This is a genomic window from Mesorhizobium terrae (genome assembly GCF_008727715.1).
GTDB lineage: Bacteria > Pseudomonadota > Alphaproteobacteria > Rhizobiales > Rhizobiaceae > Mesorhizobium > Mesorhizobium terrae.
The window spans coordinates 3,648,055-3,664,258 of sequence record NZ_CP044218.1 but is presented as its reverse complement, the minus strand read 5'-3'; the positions used below and the strand labels follow the sequence as shown (position 1 = coordinate 3,664,258).

16 protein-coding genes are annotated in these 16,204 nt (G+C 64.7%); 6 read left to right on the top strand and 10 right to left on the bottom strand.

Going from position 1 to position 16,204, the window contains the following annotated elements:
• Positions 1–16: 16 nt before the first annotated feature.
• The gene (locus FZF13_RS18845; protein ID WP_024924444.1) at positions 17–1,351 is read left to right on the top strand and encodes a DUF2778 domain-containing protein; all 1,335 of its coding nucleotides are present in this window, start codon (positions 17–19) and stop codon (positions 1,349–1,351) included.
• Between the two features lie 75 nt (positions 1,352–1,426).
• Entirely contained in the window at positions 1,427–2,011 is a 585-nt protein-coding gene (locus tag FZF13_RS18840; RefSeq protein WP_024924443.1) for a TMEM175 family protein, read from the top strand.
• Here the strand turns inward: FZF13_RS18840 and FZF13_RS18835 are convergent.
• Complete coding sequence (locus FZF13_RS18835; protein ID WP_024924442.1) at positions 2,008–2,289, bottom strand: hypothetical protein; 282 nt, start codon at positions 2,287–2,289, stop codon at positions 2,008–2,010. The two genes, FZF13_RS18840 and FZF13_RS18835, sit on opposite strands and share 4 nt — an antisense overlap.
• Before the next feature lie 401 nt (positions 2,290–2,690).
• On the opposite strand from FZF13_RS18835, the gene FZF13_RS18830 reads away from it, so the two are divergent.
• The gene (locus FZF13_RS18830; RefSeq protein WP_137900515.1) at positions 2,691–3,842 is read left to right on the top strand and encodes a hypothetical protein; all 1,152 of its coding nucleotides are present in this window, start codon (positions 2,691–2,693) and stop codon (positions 3,840–3,842) included.
• A 143-nt stretch (positions 3,843–3,985) separates the two neighbouring features.
• On the opposite strand, the gene FZF13_RS18825 is transcribed toward FZF13_RS18830, so the two are convergent.
• The 3 genes from FZF13_RS18825 to FZF13_RS18815 all read right to left on the bottom strand — a co-directional run bounded on the left by FZF13_RS18825 (position 3,986) and on the right by FZF13_RS18815 (position 5,760).
• On the bottom strand, positions 3,986–4,297 hold the full coding sequence (locus FZF13_RS18825; protein WP_024924440.1) for a hypothetical protein: 312 nt from the start codon (positions 4,295–4,297) through the stop codon (positions 3,986–3,988).
• A 279-nt stretch (positions 4,298–4,576) separates the two neighbouring features.
• A complete protein-coding gene (locus FZF13_RS18820) occupies positions 4,577–5,215 on the bottom strand; it encodes a DapH/DapD/GlmU-related protein (RefSeq protein ID WP_024924439.1) in 639 nt (212 codons plus the stop codon).
• 41 nt (positions 5,216–5,256) lie between these two features.
• On the bottom strand, positions 5,257–5,760 hold the full coding sequence (locus FZF13_RS18815) for a CreA family protein (protein WP_036255056.1): 504 nt from the start codon (positions 5,758–5,760) through the stop codon (positions 5,257–5,259).
• Between the two features lie 212 nt (positions 5,761–5,972).
• Between FZF13_RS18815 and FZF13_RS18810 the strand changes: the two genes are divergently transcribed.
• The 3 genes from FZF13_RS18810 (at position 5,973) to FZF13_RS18800 (ending at position 9,404) form a co-directional block, all read left to right on the top strand.
• The gene (locus FZF13_RS18810; RefSeq protein ID WP_024924437.1) at positions 5,973–6,551 is read left to right on the top strand and encodes an SCO family protein; all 579 of its coding nucleotides are present in this window, start codon (positions 5,973–5,975) and stop codon (positions 6,549–6,551) included.
• A gap of 41 nt (positions 6,552–6,592) precedes the next feature.
• A complete protein-coding gene (locus tag FZF13_RS18805) occupies positions 6,593–7,465 on the top strand; it encodes a 50S ribosomal protein L11 methyltransferase (RefSeq protein WP_024924436.1) in 873 nt (290 codons plus the stop codon).
• 112 nt (positions 7,466–7,577) lie between these two features.
• Positions 7,578–9,404, top strand: a complete 1,827-nt coding sequence (locus tag FZF13_RS18800) for an aminopeptidase P family protein (RefSeq protein WP_024924435.1) — start codon at positions 7,578–7,580, stop codon at positions 9,402–9,404.
• Between the two features lie 30 nt (positions 9,405–9,434).
• Here the strand turns inward: FZF13_RS18800 and FZF13_RS18795 are convergent, their stop codons facing one another.
• The 6 genes from FZF13_RS18795 to recN all read right to left on the bottom strand — a co-directional run bounded on the left by FZF13_RS18795 (position 9,435) and on the right by recN (position 16,178).
• Positions 9,435–9,731, bottom strand: coding sequence for an AzlD family protein (locus FZF13_RS18795; protein ID WP_024924434.1), 297 nt, complete (start codon positions 9,729–9,731; stop codon positions 9,435–9,437).
• The gene (locus FZF13_RS18790; protein WP_024924433.1) at positions 9,728–10,480 is read right to left on the bottom strand and encodes an AzlC family ABC transporter permease; all 753 of its coding nucleotides are present in this window, start codon (positions 10,478–10,480) and stop codon (positions 9,728–9,730) included. Before FZF13_RS18790 ends, FZF13_RS18795 begins: the two co-directional genes overlap by 4 nt.
• Before the next feature lie 100 nt (positions 10,481–10,580).
• A complete protein-coding gene (locus FZF13_RS18785) occupies positions 10,581–11,273 on the bottom strand; it encodes a DUF2461 domain-containing protein (protein ID WP_024924432.1) in 693 nt (230 codons plus the stop codon).
• Entirely contained in the window at positions 11,273–13,489 is a 2,217-nt protein-coding gene (gene ligA, locus FZF13_RS18780) for an NAD-dependent DNA ligase LigA (protein WP_024924431.1), read from the bottom strand. The genes FZF13_RS18785 and ligA overlap by 1 nt, the downstream gene beginning before the upstream one ends.
• 589 nt (positions 13,490–14,078) lie before the next feature.
• Positions 14,079–14,489, bottom strand: coding sequence for a hypothetical protein (locus FZF13_RS18775; RefSeq protein WP_024923424.1), 411 nt, complete (start codon positions 14,487–14,489; stop codon positions 14,079–14,081).
• A 15-nt stretch (positions 14,490–14,504) separates the two neighbouring features.
• The gene (gene recN / locus FZF13_RS18770; RefSeq protein WP_024923425.1) at positions 14,505–16,178 is read right to left on the bottom strand and encodes a DNA repair protein RecN; all 1,674 of its coding nucleotides are present in this window, start codon (positions 16,176–16,178) and stop codon (positions 14,505–14,507) included.
• Positions 16,179–16,204: the final 26 nt, after the last annotated feature.

Genomic DNA, 16,204 nt, shown 5'->3' with positions numbered 1-16,204 from the left:
AAGAAGTTCGGTTGGCATGGCGTTCGCGCGTGAAGTAGTCCGGGGCGGCGGTTCCGCAAACGGTCTGAAAAAAATCCTCGCCCGCTCGGGCAAATTAGTCGCCTGGGTGGCCATCCCCGGCGCGGGTGTTGCCCTTGCGCTATGGTCGCTGGCAACCGTCGCGGGCGCCTATTCGGCCGCCACTTCGATCCGCGCCAATGCGCATTTCATGCCCGTGCGTGCCAGCACCGCCATGGTCGATCCGCGCGGTGGCGAAGCGGCGTCCAAGCTCAAACAAGCGCTTGTCGCGCGCGAATGGGCGAAATTCCGACGGCAGGCCGAGGCAGAGAAGCTGGCGATGGCGGAAAAGGCCAAGACGGCAGCCGCTGCCGCTTTGGTGGCGAACGCCCCGCTCGGTGAACGCTTCGCCGCAACCGCATCGATTTCCGCAACGCCCGACGCCGATCGTTTCGGCCCGCAGCTCGCCGAGCCGGAACGCGCCGCGCGCGTTGCGCTCGCGCTCTCTGGCCCGTCCAATGTCGAGCTCGGTTTCGCCGAGCCATCGCCGACGCCCGACGCCGCCGTGCGCGATGTTCTGGTGGCGAGCCTGGTGCTGCCCGACCAGCAGGACGACAGTGGTGATCAGGAGATCGCGCTGGCCGATCCCGGCCAGACCGACGCGCCCGCTTTCGCCGCCGTGCCGGACAGCGGACCGCTGCCGGTCTATCGCCCTCGCGCCGAAGAGCGCCCGAAGGCGGAAGAAAAGCCGCGCCGTGCCGAGGCGACACCTCAGCCCGTGACCCCACCGGCCCCGAAGCCGAAGCGCATCACCCAACCGTCGCAGCCGGTGCTCGCCTATGCGCGACCGGACAATCCGGCGGAAAGCGGCGGTCTTGGCCAAGCGTTCCGCAACCTGTTCTCTTCGCCCGGCTCCAGCGCCCGTGCCGGCAACGGTACCGCCGTCTACGACATCGCCTCCGCCACCGTCACCATGCCCGATGGCTCCAGGCTGGAGGCGCATTCCGGCATTGGCGAAATGGCCGACAATGTCCGCTACGTGAACCAGAAGATGCGCGGCCCGACGCCGCCCGACACCTACAATCTGTCGATGCGGGAATCCTTGTTCCACGGCGTCGAGGCGATCCGCCTCACCCCCACCGACGGCAAGACCAAGCATGGCCGCACCGGCCTGCTCGCGCATTCCTATCTGCTGCGCGGCGGCCGCGCGCAGTCGCATGGCTGCGTTGCCTTCAAGGACTACAAGCGCTTCCTCGCCGCCTTCAAGCAGGGCAAGATCAAGCGGCTGGTGGTAGTGGGCGGCAGTTCGCGCGGCAAGGCGGCCACCGTCGCCGACAATGGTCGCGGCGTCTGAACCTTTCCTAGCCTAGCCTGGCCGCTCTATGATGGCTTGCAGCTGATTCTACCATAGGCTGCAGCGGGAGAGAGCATGGGCAAAGGCCGCGTCGAAGCATTCACCGACGGCGTCGTCGCCATCATCATCACCATCATGGTGCTGGAACTGAAAGTGCCCGAAGGCGAAACCTTCTCGGCGCTGGTGCCGCAGTGGCCGATCTTCCTGTCCTACGTGCTGTCCTTCGTCAATGTCGGCATCTACTGGAACAACCTGCACAACATGTTCCACACGGTGGAACGGGTGGACGGCCGCGTTTTATGGGCGAACCTGCATCTTTTGTTCTGGCTGTCGCTGATGCCGGCAACCACCGCCTTCATGGGCGAGAACCATTTCGCGCCGGTCCCGGTCGCCGTCTACGGCATCGACCTGGTGCTGTGCGGCATAGCCTACTGGCTGCTGGTCACCGCCCTTCGCCGGCTGCACGGACCACAGACCGCCTTCGCGCGCGGGCTGGGCAATGACCTGAAGGGCAAGCTCTCGGTGGTCATCTATCTGGCGGCGGTCGCGCTCGCCTTCGTCAACCAGTGGCTCGGCCTCGCGCTTTACGTATGTGTCGCCGCCATGTGGTTCGTGCCCGACAAACGCTTCGAACGACAGCTGCACGAAAAACAAGGCTAGCGCCGCATCGCCTTCAGCTTCTCCGCCACGGTAGCAGCGAGATCGGCATAGCGTTCTTCGAGCCGCTCCGCGGCGGTGATGACGGGAAAGTCGTGGTCGAACTTTTCCAGGGCTAGCCTGAGCTTCTCAGCGAAATCGACCTGCTTCTCGAGCGCCGAAAACAGAGTCCTGACCTGCTGCTCGCTGATCTCGGGATGCGTGAGCATCTCCGGCACCTCGCGACTCATGCGCTCGCCGGTCGCGGTTTCCTGTTTCAGGATCTCCAGCCAGTCGGTCAATGTTTCGTCGAGGCCCATGATATGCCGATGCGCCCCTTCTACCGGCGGATCGCGGCAACACCAAGTCCATTGTGCAGCGCACACTTCTACTTCATCTCGAAAAGCAGTACAGCGTACAGTTTTCAGCACGCGGCCGCGCGTTCTTGAACTCTCCGAGATCAGAACGAATACATCTTAAGTTCTGTATATAATAACACGGTAATATATTTTTATGGATTCTATGCAAAATTTGAACTTGCAGGCAATGATGTCTGCTCTTCCGCCTTGAGCGGTACCTCGGGCCCCTTCCGCTTCGCACTAGCAGGCGGAAGGGGTCTGGTATCTGGAGATGCCATCATGCCCGAAACACTGGCGGGACCTGGGCACAAATGACGGCAAGGGCGCTGGGCGGATCGCTGATCTTGACCGCCAGCGTCGCATTCGGCTTGGCCGGCACCCCAGCCCGCGCTGGCGAGGCGCTGCAGCCAACCATCACCACCAGCATCGAGCGTCACTACACCACCAATGCGATGCGGAGCGATAAGCCAGTCGCCGACTGGTATTCCCTGCTGCGCGGCACTTTCTTCCGCAAATGGGGCGACGAGGACGCCTATGTTTCGCTGAACGCCGAAGGCCAAGCGACGCGCCATGACGAGGTCACCATCGAGGACGACCGCGCCGGCGGCGTACAGGTGCAGGCTTTCCGTCGCCTCGCCGGCGGCCTCGAACTGCGCGGCACCCTCGCCTACAACGCCACCACCAAGGGCGACCATATCGACTTCGGCCCCGTCGTGATCGGCACCCGCACGCTGAAGCAGGTGGTGAGTGGCCAGGTGCAGGTCGGCCTGGACCTCGGCAACGCCACCGCGCTCATCGTCGACGCCACGACCAGCTTCGAAAAAGCCGGCCTCACGCATTTCGAGAACGACATCTTCCTGCCCAGCAAGCTCGACCCCGACAAGCGCAACGCGCAGGTCGCGATCAAACTGGTGCGTACGCTCGGTCAGTTCACCCTGGGCGTCCAGGCGACGGCGCTGCGCATCGCCGTCGAGCGGCTCGGCAGTCCGCCGGTTGGCGTTTCGCTCAACCAATACGGCCTGCGTGGCGAGATCACTTATGTCGGGGCTGGCGGCGCCACTGCGGGCCTCGCGCTGGGCGCTGAGCTGCTGCATGGCGCCGACGACACCTATTCGCGCATCCGACCGGCCTGGCAGCTCACCTTCGCCAAGCCTTTGCCAAAGGGTTTCGACCTGCGCGGCACATGGTACGGCCGTTACGAAACCGCCGACAGCGACGACCCGCTCGCTTCCTGGGTCAACCGCGGCGAATTCGAGGTCGGCTATAAGCTGCGCGAGGACCTGAAGCTCGCCTCTGGTGTTGCCTGCGAGTTCAAGCGCAATCTTTTGTGGGAGAATGTGGAGCGCAAGCGCATCTTCTACGCGGAAGCTACCTATGACGCGAGCGCCCGCGCCGCCGTGGTGCTGCGGGTGGATGTGACCCGCACCTTCAAGACGGTGATCGACGTGCGTGAGAACACCGTCGATACTTTTATCGCGCTGCGCGCCAAGATCTGACCGCCAATATGCGCGCCGGGCAAACCAGCATCGCGCGCTCAGATGATCGGATGATCCTCAAATCCTGAAAAGGCAAAAGCGGAAGGGCTGCAAAACCCTCCCGCCCCCCGGATTGCCTTGTTCAGGCAAACCGCCCCTGATGCTCAGTGCTTGCCGAGCTTATAAGTGTTGCCACCGCCGAGAATGGTGTTGGTGACCTTGCTGAGACCGGTGCCGACACCCAGGATGCCGACGCCCACGCCGTTCAGGATACCACCGACCTGCGTGTTGTTGCCGCTGAGGATCGGCGAGCCGTTCAGGATGCCGATGTCTCCCAGGGCGATGCCGGGGGAAATGTTGATGAGCCCACCGCCCGAGTTGTTGCTGTTGCCGTGGGAACCGAAGCCGCCGGCATAAGCGCTGACGGTTGAAAACGAAACAACTGCGGCAGTGAGTACAATCGCGAATTTCTTCATGACTTCTCTCCTTGTTACAACAGTGTTTACTTGCGCCTCTTCATCAGTACCTCTGAGGATTGATAGTACACATGATCACAAACTACACAAGTATGAGCGAAGTGTAATTTAGGAATACACGATGTTTTCCAATTTTTAACTTTAATGTTTTACGTTAAATAATTTGGTTACCAAGAATGGTTACCGCGAACACCAAATTGAGCTTGCGCGATATCTCCGCGCAAACACTCATGGTTAAGAACTGAGACGAGGTGCTGGTGAAAATGACCTGAAGCCGGCCTAGGCTTCCCGTTCCCAGCGGTCGAGAAAGGCCTCGATGGCGAGCGCCTGCATGTCCGGAACAGCCCTGGCCAGCACCTCCGGTGGCCAGTCCCACCAGGACAGCGTCTCGATGCGCGCGGCAATCTCCTCGCTGAAGCGCCGGCGCAGCGGCCTCGCCGGCACGCCGGCGACGATCATATAGGCCGGCACATCATGCGATACGACGGCATTGGCGCCTATCACCGCACCGTTGCCGATGCTCACCCCCGGCAGGATCACCGCGCCATGGCCGACCCAGACGTCATGGCCTATCGTCACCGGCCTCGCCCGGCGCCGCTCGCGGAAACCGTTGTCGACGCCCAGCCAGCGGAAATACTCGTTCGGCCGGTAGCTGACCTTGTGCGTGGTCAGCCGCTCCATCGGATGTTCCAGCGCATTGATGCGGCTGTTGGCTGCGATGGAGCAGAACTTGCCGATGCTGGTGTAGATGGCCTCGGCATGGCGCTCGAAATAGGAGAAGTCGCCGACCGTCACCTCGCGCAGCACGACGCGCTCGCCTATGGCCGAATAGCGGCCGAGGCGACAGGATTTCAGCTCCGCGGTCGGGTGGATGCGAGGCTCCCGATCCTTCGGCACGAGTTGGTCGTTGCGGTCCATGACCCGGCTTTACGCCGGGCAGCCAGACCTCGCAAGCCGGGCTATTGCGGCTTGCCGTTCTTCCAGGCGACGTTCTGGTTGTAGAGCGGCACCGTCGAGATCGCCATCTTGGCCGAGCCGTTCTGCACCTGGCGCGAATGCGACAGGTAGACCAACGTGTTGTTGGCCTTGTCGTAGATGCGGTTCACCACCTGCTTCTTCCAGATCAGGCTGATGCCCTGCTTGAACACCTCTTCGCCACCCTTGCCGAGGTCGATGTCGCCGATGCTGAGCGGCCCGGTCTGCTGGCAGGAAATGGCCGAGTCCGACGGGTCCTCGAACCAGTTGCCTTTCTGCAGCCGGTCGATGACGCCGCGATCGAAATAGGAAACGTGGCAGGTCACGCCTTCGACCTTCGGGTCCTTGATGGCTTCCACGATGATGTCGTTGCCCAACCAGTCGACACCGACCTTGCCGACCTCCTGGGCAAAGGTCGCGCCGGCGGCGACGAGCAGCGAGCCGACCAGCGCCCCGCCAATCAGTTTTCGCGTCGTGCTGTGAAGCAAGAAAGCCTCCTTGGCTACGTTGATGCCACCTTCACTTGGGCCCGCCACCTGCTGCTTGCAAGGCGGTCCGCAGTCCAGGTTGCGGCAATGACGCACTTTGCGCTCGTTTCGGCAAGGCGATAATGTCGCCGCCGAACATGGTCTCGCCGTGCAAGTCCTGAAAACGGACCGGCTACCGAAACCGCAAACGAACTTCTGCCCGGACCCTTCCCATGATGCGCTCAATCCTCATCGGCATTCTCGTGCTCATGGCCGCCGGCATCGGCTGGCTGACCTTCGACTGGTATCGCGGCCACTATGGCGGCCAACCCTTCGGCGCGCCCTTCGCGTTGACCGACCAGACCGGCCAGCCCGTCACCGAAGCGGCCTTCCGCGGCCAGCCGACCGTGTTGTTCTTCGGCTTCACCCATTGCCCGGAAGTGTGCCCGACCACGCTGTTCGAACTCTCCGGCTGGCTGAAGACGCTGGGCGACGACGGCAAGAACATCAAGGCCTACTTCGTCTCCATCGATCCGGAGCGCGACACGCCTGACGTCATCAAGGCCTATGTCGGCAATTTCTCCGACCGCATCGTCGGCATCACCGGCGATCCCGACAAGGTGCGCGCCATGGCGAAGTCGTTCGGCATCTATTTCAAGCGGGTCGAGACCAGCGGCGGCGACTACACCATGGACCACACCGCTTCCGTGCTGATGCTCAACCGCAAGGGCGACTTCTTCGGCACCATCGCCTATGAGGAAAACCCGGACGCCGCACTTGCCAAATTGAAGCGGCTGGCCAAAGACGGCTAAGCAAGATCCTTTAACGCGGCCGAGCCGCAAGACAGGTGCCCATGGGCCAGACGCGCCTTTTTCTGACCGCTTCCAAGGCCGAGGCCGACCGCGTCTTCGCCGCTCTCGAACTGGTGTTCGAGGAGGACGGCTTGCCGATCGCCGTGCTGGAACTCGACGAGGATCGGGACCTGCACGAAGTTTCGCTCTACGCCGATGGCGACATCGAGCCGATCGAGGCCCGCCTGAAGACCGAGCTAGCCTCGCTTGGCCTGTCCAGGCCGGTCGAGCGCGAGGTGTTGCCGGATGTCGACTGGGTGGCACGTTCGCTGGATGGGCTGAAACCGGTGCGCGCCGGGCGCTTCCTCGTCCATGGCGCGCATGACCGCCAGATGCGCCACGCCGGCGACATCGCCATCGAGATCGAGGCGGGCCTTGCCTTCGGCACCGGTCACCATGGCACCACCGCCGGCTGCCTCGCTATGCTGGAGCGGGTGGCGATCCGCGAAAAGCCGCGCAATGCGCTTGATCTCGGCACGGGCAGCGCCGTGCTGGCCATCGCGCTCGCGCGCCTCGCCCATATCCCGGTTCTGGCCACCGACATCGACCCTGTCGCCATCGAGGTCGCCGTCGCCAATGCGCGGCTGAACCAGGTTTCGTCGCTGGTCGAGGCGGTGACCGCGCCTGGTTTCCATCACCCGGTCTTTGCCGCCCGTGCCCCCTTCGACCTGATCGTCGCCAATATCCTGGCCAGGCCGCTGATGAAACTGGCACCGGAAATGGCGAAATACCTGGCCCCTGGCGGCTCCATCGTGCTGTCCGGCATTCTGGACCGCCAGCGCGACGCCGTGGTGGCGGCTTATGCCGGCCAGCAGTTCCGCCATGTACGCACCACCCATCGCGAAGGCTGGGTGACCATCCACATGAAGCGCTGACATAGCCACGCATCCCGCTCCAGACTTCTGGACCACACCGCGCCGATTGTCAGGCATCGGCCATGCGGTTACGGTCCGGCCACGCAATCCAATAGCCCGCAGGTTTTAGCCCATGTTCCAGACCTTCGACCCCGCTGGCGATCCCACCGTGGGCAAGCCGCGCGTTGCCAGGCTGCGCCGATGGCTGGCCGACAACGGCCTCGACGGCTTCATGGTGCCGCGCGCCGACGAGCATCAGGGCGAATATGTGCCCGAGCGCTCGGCGCGGCTGCGCTGGCTGACCGGTTTTAGCGGCTCGGCCGGCGTCGCCATCGTGCTCGGCGACCGTGCCTTCGTCTTCGTCGACGGCCGCTACACGCTGCAGGTGCGCGCCGAGGTCGATCTCGACATCTTCGTCATCGAGAGCCTGATCGACAATCCGCCCGCTTCGTGGATTTCGGAGAACCTCGGCAAGGGCGCACGGCTCGGCTTCGATCCCTGGCTGCACACCATCGCTGAAGTGAAGGCGCTGAAGGCAGGCGCGGCAAGGTCCGGTGCTGAACTGGTTCCGGTGACCGCGAACCCGATCGATCTCATCTGGGACGACCAGCCCGATGCGCCGATCGCACCGGTCGAACTGCATCCCCAATCCTTCGCCGGCGAACTCGCCAAGGACAAGCTGGCGAGACTGGCTTCAGCGATCGAGAAGGACGGCGCTACTCATGCCGTGCTGACCGACCCCTCCTCCATCGCCTGGGCCTTCAACATCCGTGGCGGCGACGTGCCCCACACCCCGCTGGCGCTCGGCTTCGCCATCCTGGCGGCCAACGGCAAGCACCAGCTGTTCATGGACAGCCGCAAGTTTTCGCGCACCGTGGCCGCCTATCTCACCCAGCTCAGCGATCTGCACGAACCAGCCGAATTCGAGGGCGCTGTCGTGGCCCTCGCAAAAGGCGGCGCCAAGGTCGCGCTCGACCCGGTTCTCGCCGCCGACCGGCTGCGTATGCTGGTCGAGGACAATGGCGGCACCGTCATTGCCGCCGCCGACCCCGCCCGCATCCCGCGTGCCACCAAGAACCAGGCCGAGATCGCCGGCAGCCGCGCCGCGCATCGCCGTGACGGCGCCGCCGTGGCCAAGCTTCTGTGCTGGCTGGAGCGCCAGAAGCCAGGCACGCTCGACGAGATCACCGTCGTCAAGCGGCTGGAAGAGGTACGCCGCAAAACCGGCGAGGAAACCCAGATGTCGCTGCGCGATGTGTCCTTCGCCACGATTTCGGGCGCTGGCCCCAATGGCGCCATCATGCATTATCGCGTCTCCACCGAGACCAACCGCAAGCTAGGAAAGGACGAGCTGTTCCTGCTCGATTCCGGTGCGCAATATCAGGACGGCACCACCGACATCACCCGCACCGTCCCCATCGGCAAGCCGTCGGAAGAGATGCGCGAACGCTTCACGCTGGTGCTCAAGGGCATGATCGGCATTTCGATGCTGCGCTTCCCGGCCGGCACGCGCGGTTCCGAGATCGACGCCGTCGCCCGCATGGCCCTGTGGCAGCATGGCTGCGATTACGCCCACGGCACCGGCCATGGCGTCGGCTCCTACCTCGCCGTGCATGAAGGCCCGCAGCGCATCGCCCGCACCGGCACGGAGAAGCTTCTGGCCGGCATGATGCTGTCCAACGAGCCGGGCTATTACAAGGAAGGCCATTACGGCATCCGCATCGAGAACCTGATCATCGTCACGCCGGCGGAGGAAATCGAAGGCGGCGACATCGCCATGCACAACTTCGAGACGCTGACGCTCGCACCCATCGACCGCCGGCTGATCCGCGCCGATCTCCTGACCAAGGCCGAGCTTGAATGGCTGGATGCCTATCACGCCCGCGTCCTGGCCGAGATCGGACCGATGGTGGATGGCGAGACGCTGGCCTGGCTGGAAAAGGCCACGGCACCGCTGTAAGGCACCAACCTTCCCCCAGTGGAAAGGTGCTTACGCCACGAACTGGCGCGCCAAGATCAGCACCGCGGCGCCCGCCAAGAACATCGACAGCAGCCCGCCGCGCAGCGAGACGGCCCCTGCCACGATGAGCGCCGCCCATTCGGCCGGACCGGCGCCAAGCACCGCCGGCGCCACCAGCGTGGTAAGCACCGCGGCCGGCACCGCATTCAGCCCGGCCTCGACGCGCGGATGCACACGCTCGAAGCGCGAGATGACCAAATGGCCGCCGACCCGGGTAAGGTATGTTGCAATCGCCGCCGCGATGATGATCCAGAAGGTCGAACTCACGGCTGTTCCTCCATCTCGTCGCCAGGCTTGACGCCGACGCCGCTATGGTGCGGCGGCAGGATGACGGCGAGCAGCACGCCGGCGACCGCGCCGATCGAGACATGCCAGGGCGAGCCGACGGTCTTGTAGGCGATGATCGAGGCAACCGCGCTGACCGCCACCACCGGCAGCCACAGCGGCCGCTTGCGGAAACCCATGACCAGACCGAAAAAATAGATCGGCAGCAGGAAGTCGATGCCGAGCGAATGGGTGTTGGTGATCAGCTTGCCGAAATAGGCGCCAAGCGCGGTCTCGACCACCCAGAACACATAGACCGGCAGGCCGAGCCCCAGATACCAGATGAAGCTGACCGTCTCGCCGCTTTCAGCCTTGCGTTCCGAGATGGCGTATTGCGGATCGGTCAGGATGAAATAGCCGAGCGCCTGCTGCACGACCGGCCAATGGGCGATGCGCCGGCCGATGCCGGCCGAATAAAGCACGTGGCGGAAATTGACGGCGAAGATCGAAAGCACGATCAGCCAGGGCGCGACATGCTGGCCGAACAGCTCGATGCCGACCATCTGGCTGGCGCCGCCATAGACGGTGGCGCTCATCAAAATCGCCTCGACGACCGAAAAACCATTGTCGACGGCAAGCGCCCCGAACAGCATGGCGAACGGCGCCGAAGCCACGACAACCGGCGTGCTCAGCCGCACGCCCTGCCAGAATTCGCTGGCCCGGGACCTTTCGGCGATCGCTTGCGACGACATCGGCCTCTCCTGTGGAAGGCCGTATTTAGGTAGCCGGCGGCTGGTTGTCACACCAATTCGCTTGAGCCAAACGATCAGCGAAAATGATAGGTCGGGCCGTTCATTGCGGCGCTACGCTTCCCTGAATGGCCCTGCCCCAGTCAAGCAGCGGCCTGGCGTGAACCGCGAAGGCTGCGAGCTGGTCGGCCAGCGCCGGCGTGTGAATGTCGGCGGGATCGATAGTCTGGCGAACGACGAAATGGCGGTTGCGGATGGCCGCGGCGAGATCGGCATCCACGACATGCTCGAAGCCGCGCGGCATGCGCTTCATCGCGCCTTGCGTGCCGAACTCCAACCCGCCCTTGCCAAGTGCTGCGACCAGCTTGCGGAATTCAGCGGGCCGGGTTTCGATGGCTCGCCGCAGCGCCTGCAGCAATGCGGCGTCCGGCTGCCACCAGGCGACGGCGGCAAAACAGGCGTCGAGCCCGAGATAGAAGAAGAAAACACCCAAATCCGACTTGGTGCCGTCCGGCGACAGAATGGCCGAGACATGGGTGTTGTAGGGTTTTTTGTCCTTCGAAAAGCGCACGTCCCGGTTGATGCGGAACAGCGACTTCTTGCGGTCGCCGCGCAGGCCGAGGCCGGCGGCGCCAAACCGCTCGGTCAGCGTTTCGACCAGATCGCCGAGCGGCTCGCGCAGCTCCTTTTCGAACAGGTCGCGGTTTTCGTGGAACCACTCCCGGTTCTGGTGGAAATCCAGCGCCTTGAGGAACGGAATGGCCTTCTGGCCGAAGCCGGTGAACACGGCCGACATCAGCTGCTCCTGCCGACGCGTTCCAACCAGCTGTCCTCGTCGATCACCTCGATGCCGAGATCGGTCGCGGCTTTCAGCTTGGAACCGGCGCCGGGGCCGGCCACGACGAGGTCGGTCTTGGCCGAAACCGAGCCCGCCACCTTGGCGCCCAGCCGCTCGGCCATCGCCTTGGCCTCCGAGCGCGTCATCTTCTCCAGCGACCCGGTGAACACCACCGTCTTGCCGGCAACGACGCTGTCGGCCGAAACCGTCACGACATAGGGCTTGGGGTGCACCTGTGCCAAAAGCGCATCCAGCACCTCGTCATTGCGCTCATTGCCGAAGAAATCGCGCAGCGCGCCGATCACCGTGTCGCCGATGCCGTTGACCGACGGGAACACCGTATGCGGATCCTCGGCGGCTGCCGTCTCCTTGCCGACGCGGATCAGTTCCTCGATGGTCGAGAAGGTGCGGGCCAGCACCGCCGCCGTCGTCTCGCCGATGTGGCGGATGCCGAGCGCGAAAATGAAGCGGTCGAGTTCGGGCTCGCGGCGCGCGTCGATGGCCGCAAACAGCTTGTCCAGCCCCTCATAGGTGCGCTCCTCGGCCGTAAGCACCTTCTTGCGGGCCGTGCCTTTCGCCGCCTCGCGCTCGCGCGCCTGCGCCTCGCGCCGCTCGAACAGGGCCTGCTGGACGTCAGTGCGCCGGTCTTTCAGCGTGAAGATGTCGGCGGCCGTCTTGACCAGCCCGGCGTTGAAGAACAGGTCGATGTTCTCCGAGCCCAGCCCCTCGATATCGAAAGCGCCGCGCGACACGAAATGGCGCAGCCCCTCCACCGCCTGCGCCGCGCAGATCAGTTCGCCGGTGCAGCGACGGCGGGAATCCTCCTTGCCGGTCTTCTCGTTGATCTCGCGCGTCGCCGGCGAGCCGCAGACCGGACAGGTATGCGGGAATTCATAAGGCACCGCGTTCGCCGGCCGCTTGTCGATGACGACGCTGACGATCTGCGGGATGACGTCGCCCGCCCGCTGGATCACGACGGTGTCGCCGACGCGAATGTCGTTGCCCTCGCGGATCGGCTCGCCGTTCGAATCGAAGCCCTTGATGTAATCCTCGTTGTGCAGCGTGACGTTCTCGACGACGACGCCGCCGACCGTGACCGGCGCCAGCCGCGCCACCGGCGCCAGCGTGCCGGTGCGGCCGACCTGGATATCGATCTTGTGGACCGTGGTCGTTGCCTGCTCGGCCGGGAATTTGTGGGCGACGGCCCAGCGCGGCTCGCCGGTGACGAAACCCCAGCGACGCTGCAATTCGAGCTGGTCGACCTTGTAGACGACGCCGTCGATGTCGTAGCCGAGCGACGAGCGCTGTTCCTCGATCAGCTTGTACTGGGCGATCAGGTCGTCGACCGATTTCGCCCGCACCATCAGCGGGCTTATCCTGAACCCCCATTCGGCGAATTTCCGCACCGCCTCATACTGCGTCGGCGCCGGGTCCTCGGTGGTGTAGCCCCAGGCATAGGCGAAGAAATTGAGGTTGCGGCTGGCGGTGACGGAGGCATCCTTCTGGCGCAACGAGCCGGCCGCCGTGTTGCGCGGATTGACATAGTCCTGGCCGCCGGCGGCCGCCGAGCGCTGCTTGAGCGCCTCGAATTCCGCATAGGTCATGTAGACCTCGCCGCGTATCTCGATGGTTTCGGGCCAGCCTGTGCCCTTCAGCCGGTGCGGAATGTCGGCGATCGTCCTCAGATTGGCGGTGATGTCCTCGCCCACCGTGCCGTCGCCACGTGTCGCGCCCTGCACGAACACACCGTTCTCGTAACGCAAAGACGCCGACAGCCCGTCGATCTTCGGTTCCGCCGTGAAGGCGATGTCGAGGTCCTTGTCGCGCTCGAAGAACCGCCGGCCGCGATCGAGGAAGTCGACCACGTCCTGGTCCGTATAGGCCTTGGCGAGGCTGAGCATCGGCACGGCATGGCGCACCTTGGCGAAGCCTTCCGCCGGCGGCGCGCCGACCCTGAGCGACGGCGAATCCTCGCGAACCAGGGCCGGGAACCGGTCCTCGATGGCGAGGTTGCGGCGGCGCAGCGCGTCATAGTCGGCGTCCGAGATCGTCGGCGCGTCCTCGGCGTGGTAGCGCCGGTCATGTTCGGCGATCTCGCCGGCCAGTCGTTTCAGCTCGGCGGCCGCCTCCTCCAGGTCAAGCGTTTCGACGTCTTTTTCGGAGAGAGAGGACATGGCAATTTCCGTGGCTGCTTCGGCTGCGGACTATGGCCGGACCGGGGGTGCGGGTTCAAGAGGGGCGCGCATCACCACTGCCACACCCGGAAATCTCCGTCTGGCCTTTGCCGAGAAATGCTCCCTTGCGGGAGGTGGGAAGCGGGGCGCCGGGTCGGTGCCTCTTAGCAAACAGTACGTGGCGCCTTCCGGGCGCCCCGCCAGTGTTCTTGCCCCGGACCGACCTCGCCGTCATTCGCGACGGCAGACTTCGGACCTCAAAGCCGCCATTCGCGGCAGCCGGGTTTTTCCAGGGCCCGGACTTAGGGCTCGTCACCAGACAGCGCCACCGTTAGCGCTGCCAGTCCGGCACCGGCGCCCTCCCTGATACCCGGTGCGCACCAGGTTCCCGTGAGGGCGATGGGCCGATTGTCGTGCAAGCCCCGAACGTGTGGGCAAATCCGGGCGTGATTTTCGTGCGGTTTGCGGCAAGGGATTGAAGGGACGGGGTTCTTTCTTTGGACTTGCGCGCACCGCCGCGTTTTCTATCCACATCTTGCGCCGCCGCGTGCGGCACCGTCGCCGCGAAGGACGGAAAAGACAGGCCGCCTCAGAAAAATCCGTCCAGGAATGCCGCCGTCTCGTCGGAGATGCCGACGATCTTGTTGGTGGCCTGGCGGTAGAATTTGAAATTGAGCTCGCTCTCCGGCCGGCCGTCGTCCCAATCCTTGAAGCGCTTCAGCTCACCGCGCCCCAGCGGCCGCCTGGCAAAGGCGGTGCAGGTCACCGCGATGCTCACCCGTGGCGTCTGCCGCTCGACGTCGGCCTTGCGCGCGACCGCCTCGGCGGCGGTGACCACGCCCCGCGCAATCAGCCCCTGCCCGCCCTCGTTCTCGCTGGCGAACACAAACAGCGTATCGCCCGGCGCGATGCGCTTGCCGCCATACATGGTCTTTTGCGCCGTAAAGGTCAGCGTCTTGGCCCGGGGGTCACTCACTTCCGCCTTGATCGCGAACGCCATGGTCCCTCCGCTCATCTAGGACGAAGCCAGATTTTCCCTGAGCAGCCGTTCCGCCGCGGCGCGGGCCTCGTCGGTGATGGTGGCGCCGGCCAGCATGCGCGCGATTTCTTCCTGGCGCGCGGGACGATCCATCTCGGCAATGCCGGTGGCGACACGCTCGCTGCCGCCCGATTTCGAAATCAGGAAATGCGTCGCCGCGCGCGCCGCCACCTGCGGCGCATGGGTGACCGACAGAACCTGCACGCGCTTGGACAGCCTGGCCAGCCGCTGGCCGATGGCATCGGCCACCGCGCCGCCGACACCGGTGTCGATCTCGTCGAACACCAGGGTGGGCGCCGAGCCGCGATCGGCCAGCGCCACCTTCAGCGCCAACAGGAAACGCGACAGCTCGCCGCCGGAGGCAACCTTCATCATCGGCCCCGGCCGTGTTCCCGGATTGGTGCGCACCCAGAATTCGACCTGGTCGATGCCTTCCTCCAGACGGTTGTCCGCCTCGGTGGAAATCTCGACAAGGAAGTCGGCGCGTTCGAGCTTGAGCGCCGGCAGCTCGGCCATCACCGTCTTGGCGAGCGATGTCGCCGCCGCATGGCGCAGGCCAGACAGTTGCGCCGCCGAAAGGTCATAGGCCTCGCGCGAAACCGCCGCCTGCTTTTCCAGGCCGTGCAGCTTTTCCTCGCCGGCGTCGAGATCGGCAAGATCGGCCGACATCGTGTCACGCAATTGGGCGAGATTGTCGACGGTGACATTGTGCTTGCGCGCGGCGGCGCGCAGCGAAAACAGCCGCTCCTCGGCCTTCTCCAGCCGCTGCGGATCGTATTCGGTGGCACGCAAAGCCGCTTCGACGCCCGATTGCGCGGCATCGAGCGAGATCAATGCCTCGTCCAGCGATTTCACCACGTCTTCGAGCAGGCCGGGTGCCTCGCCGGCCTTGCGCTGCAGGCGCCTCAGCAGGCTGGCCAGTTGCGGCAGCGGCGAGGACTGGCCCGACAGCACGTCCTGCGCGTCGTGGATCTCGGCGGCGATCTTTTCGGCCCGCATCATCGTGGTGCGCAGGTCCGCCAGTTCGGTTTCCTCGCCCGGCTGCGGATCGAGTTTGGAAAGCTCGGCGACGGCGGCGCGCAGATAGTCGGCCTCGCGGGCGGCAGCCTCCACCTTGGCGCGGTGGCGCGCCAGATCCTGCTCGCAGGCGCGCCAGTATCGCCAGGCTTCGCTGGTGGCGCGCACGATGCCGAGATGACCGGCGAAGGCGTCGAGCAAATCGCGGTGGGCGCCGGGATCGACAAGTGCGCGATCGTCGTGCTGGCCGTGGATTTCGACCAGCGCACGGCCGATGTCGCGCATCAGCGTGACGGAGGATTGCTGATCGTTGACAAAGACGCGCGTGCGCCCGTCGCTCGTCTGCAGGCGGCGCAGGATGATGTCGCCGTCGTCCTCGATGGCGTTCTCGGCCAGGATTTCGCGCGCCGGATGGTTGCGCGGCACGTCGAACACCGCCGTCACCTGCCCCTGGGCGGCACCGTGGCGCACCAGCGAGGCATCGCCGCGCGCGCCGAGCGCCAGCGACAGCGCATCGAGAAGGATGGATTTGCCGGCGCCCGTTTCGCCGGTCAAAACGGAAAGCCCCGGCGCGAAATCGATGTCGAGCCGTTCGATCAGGACGATATCGCGAATCGATAGCCTGGAGAGCATCGGCGCTCTATAGCATCAACGATGGT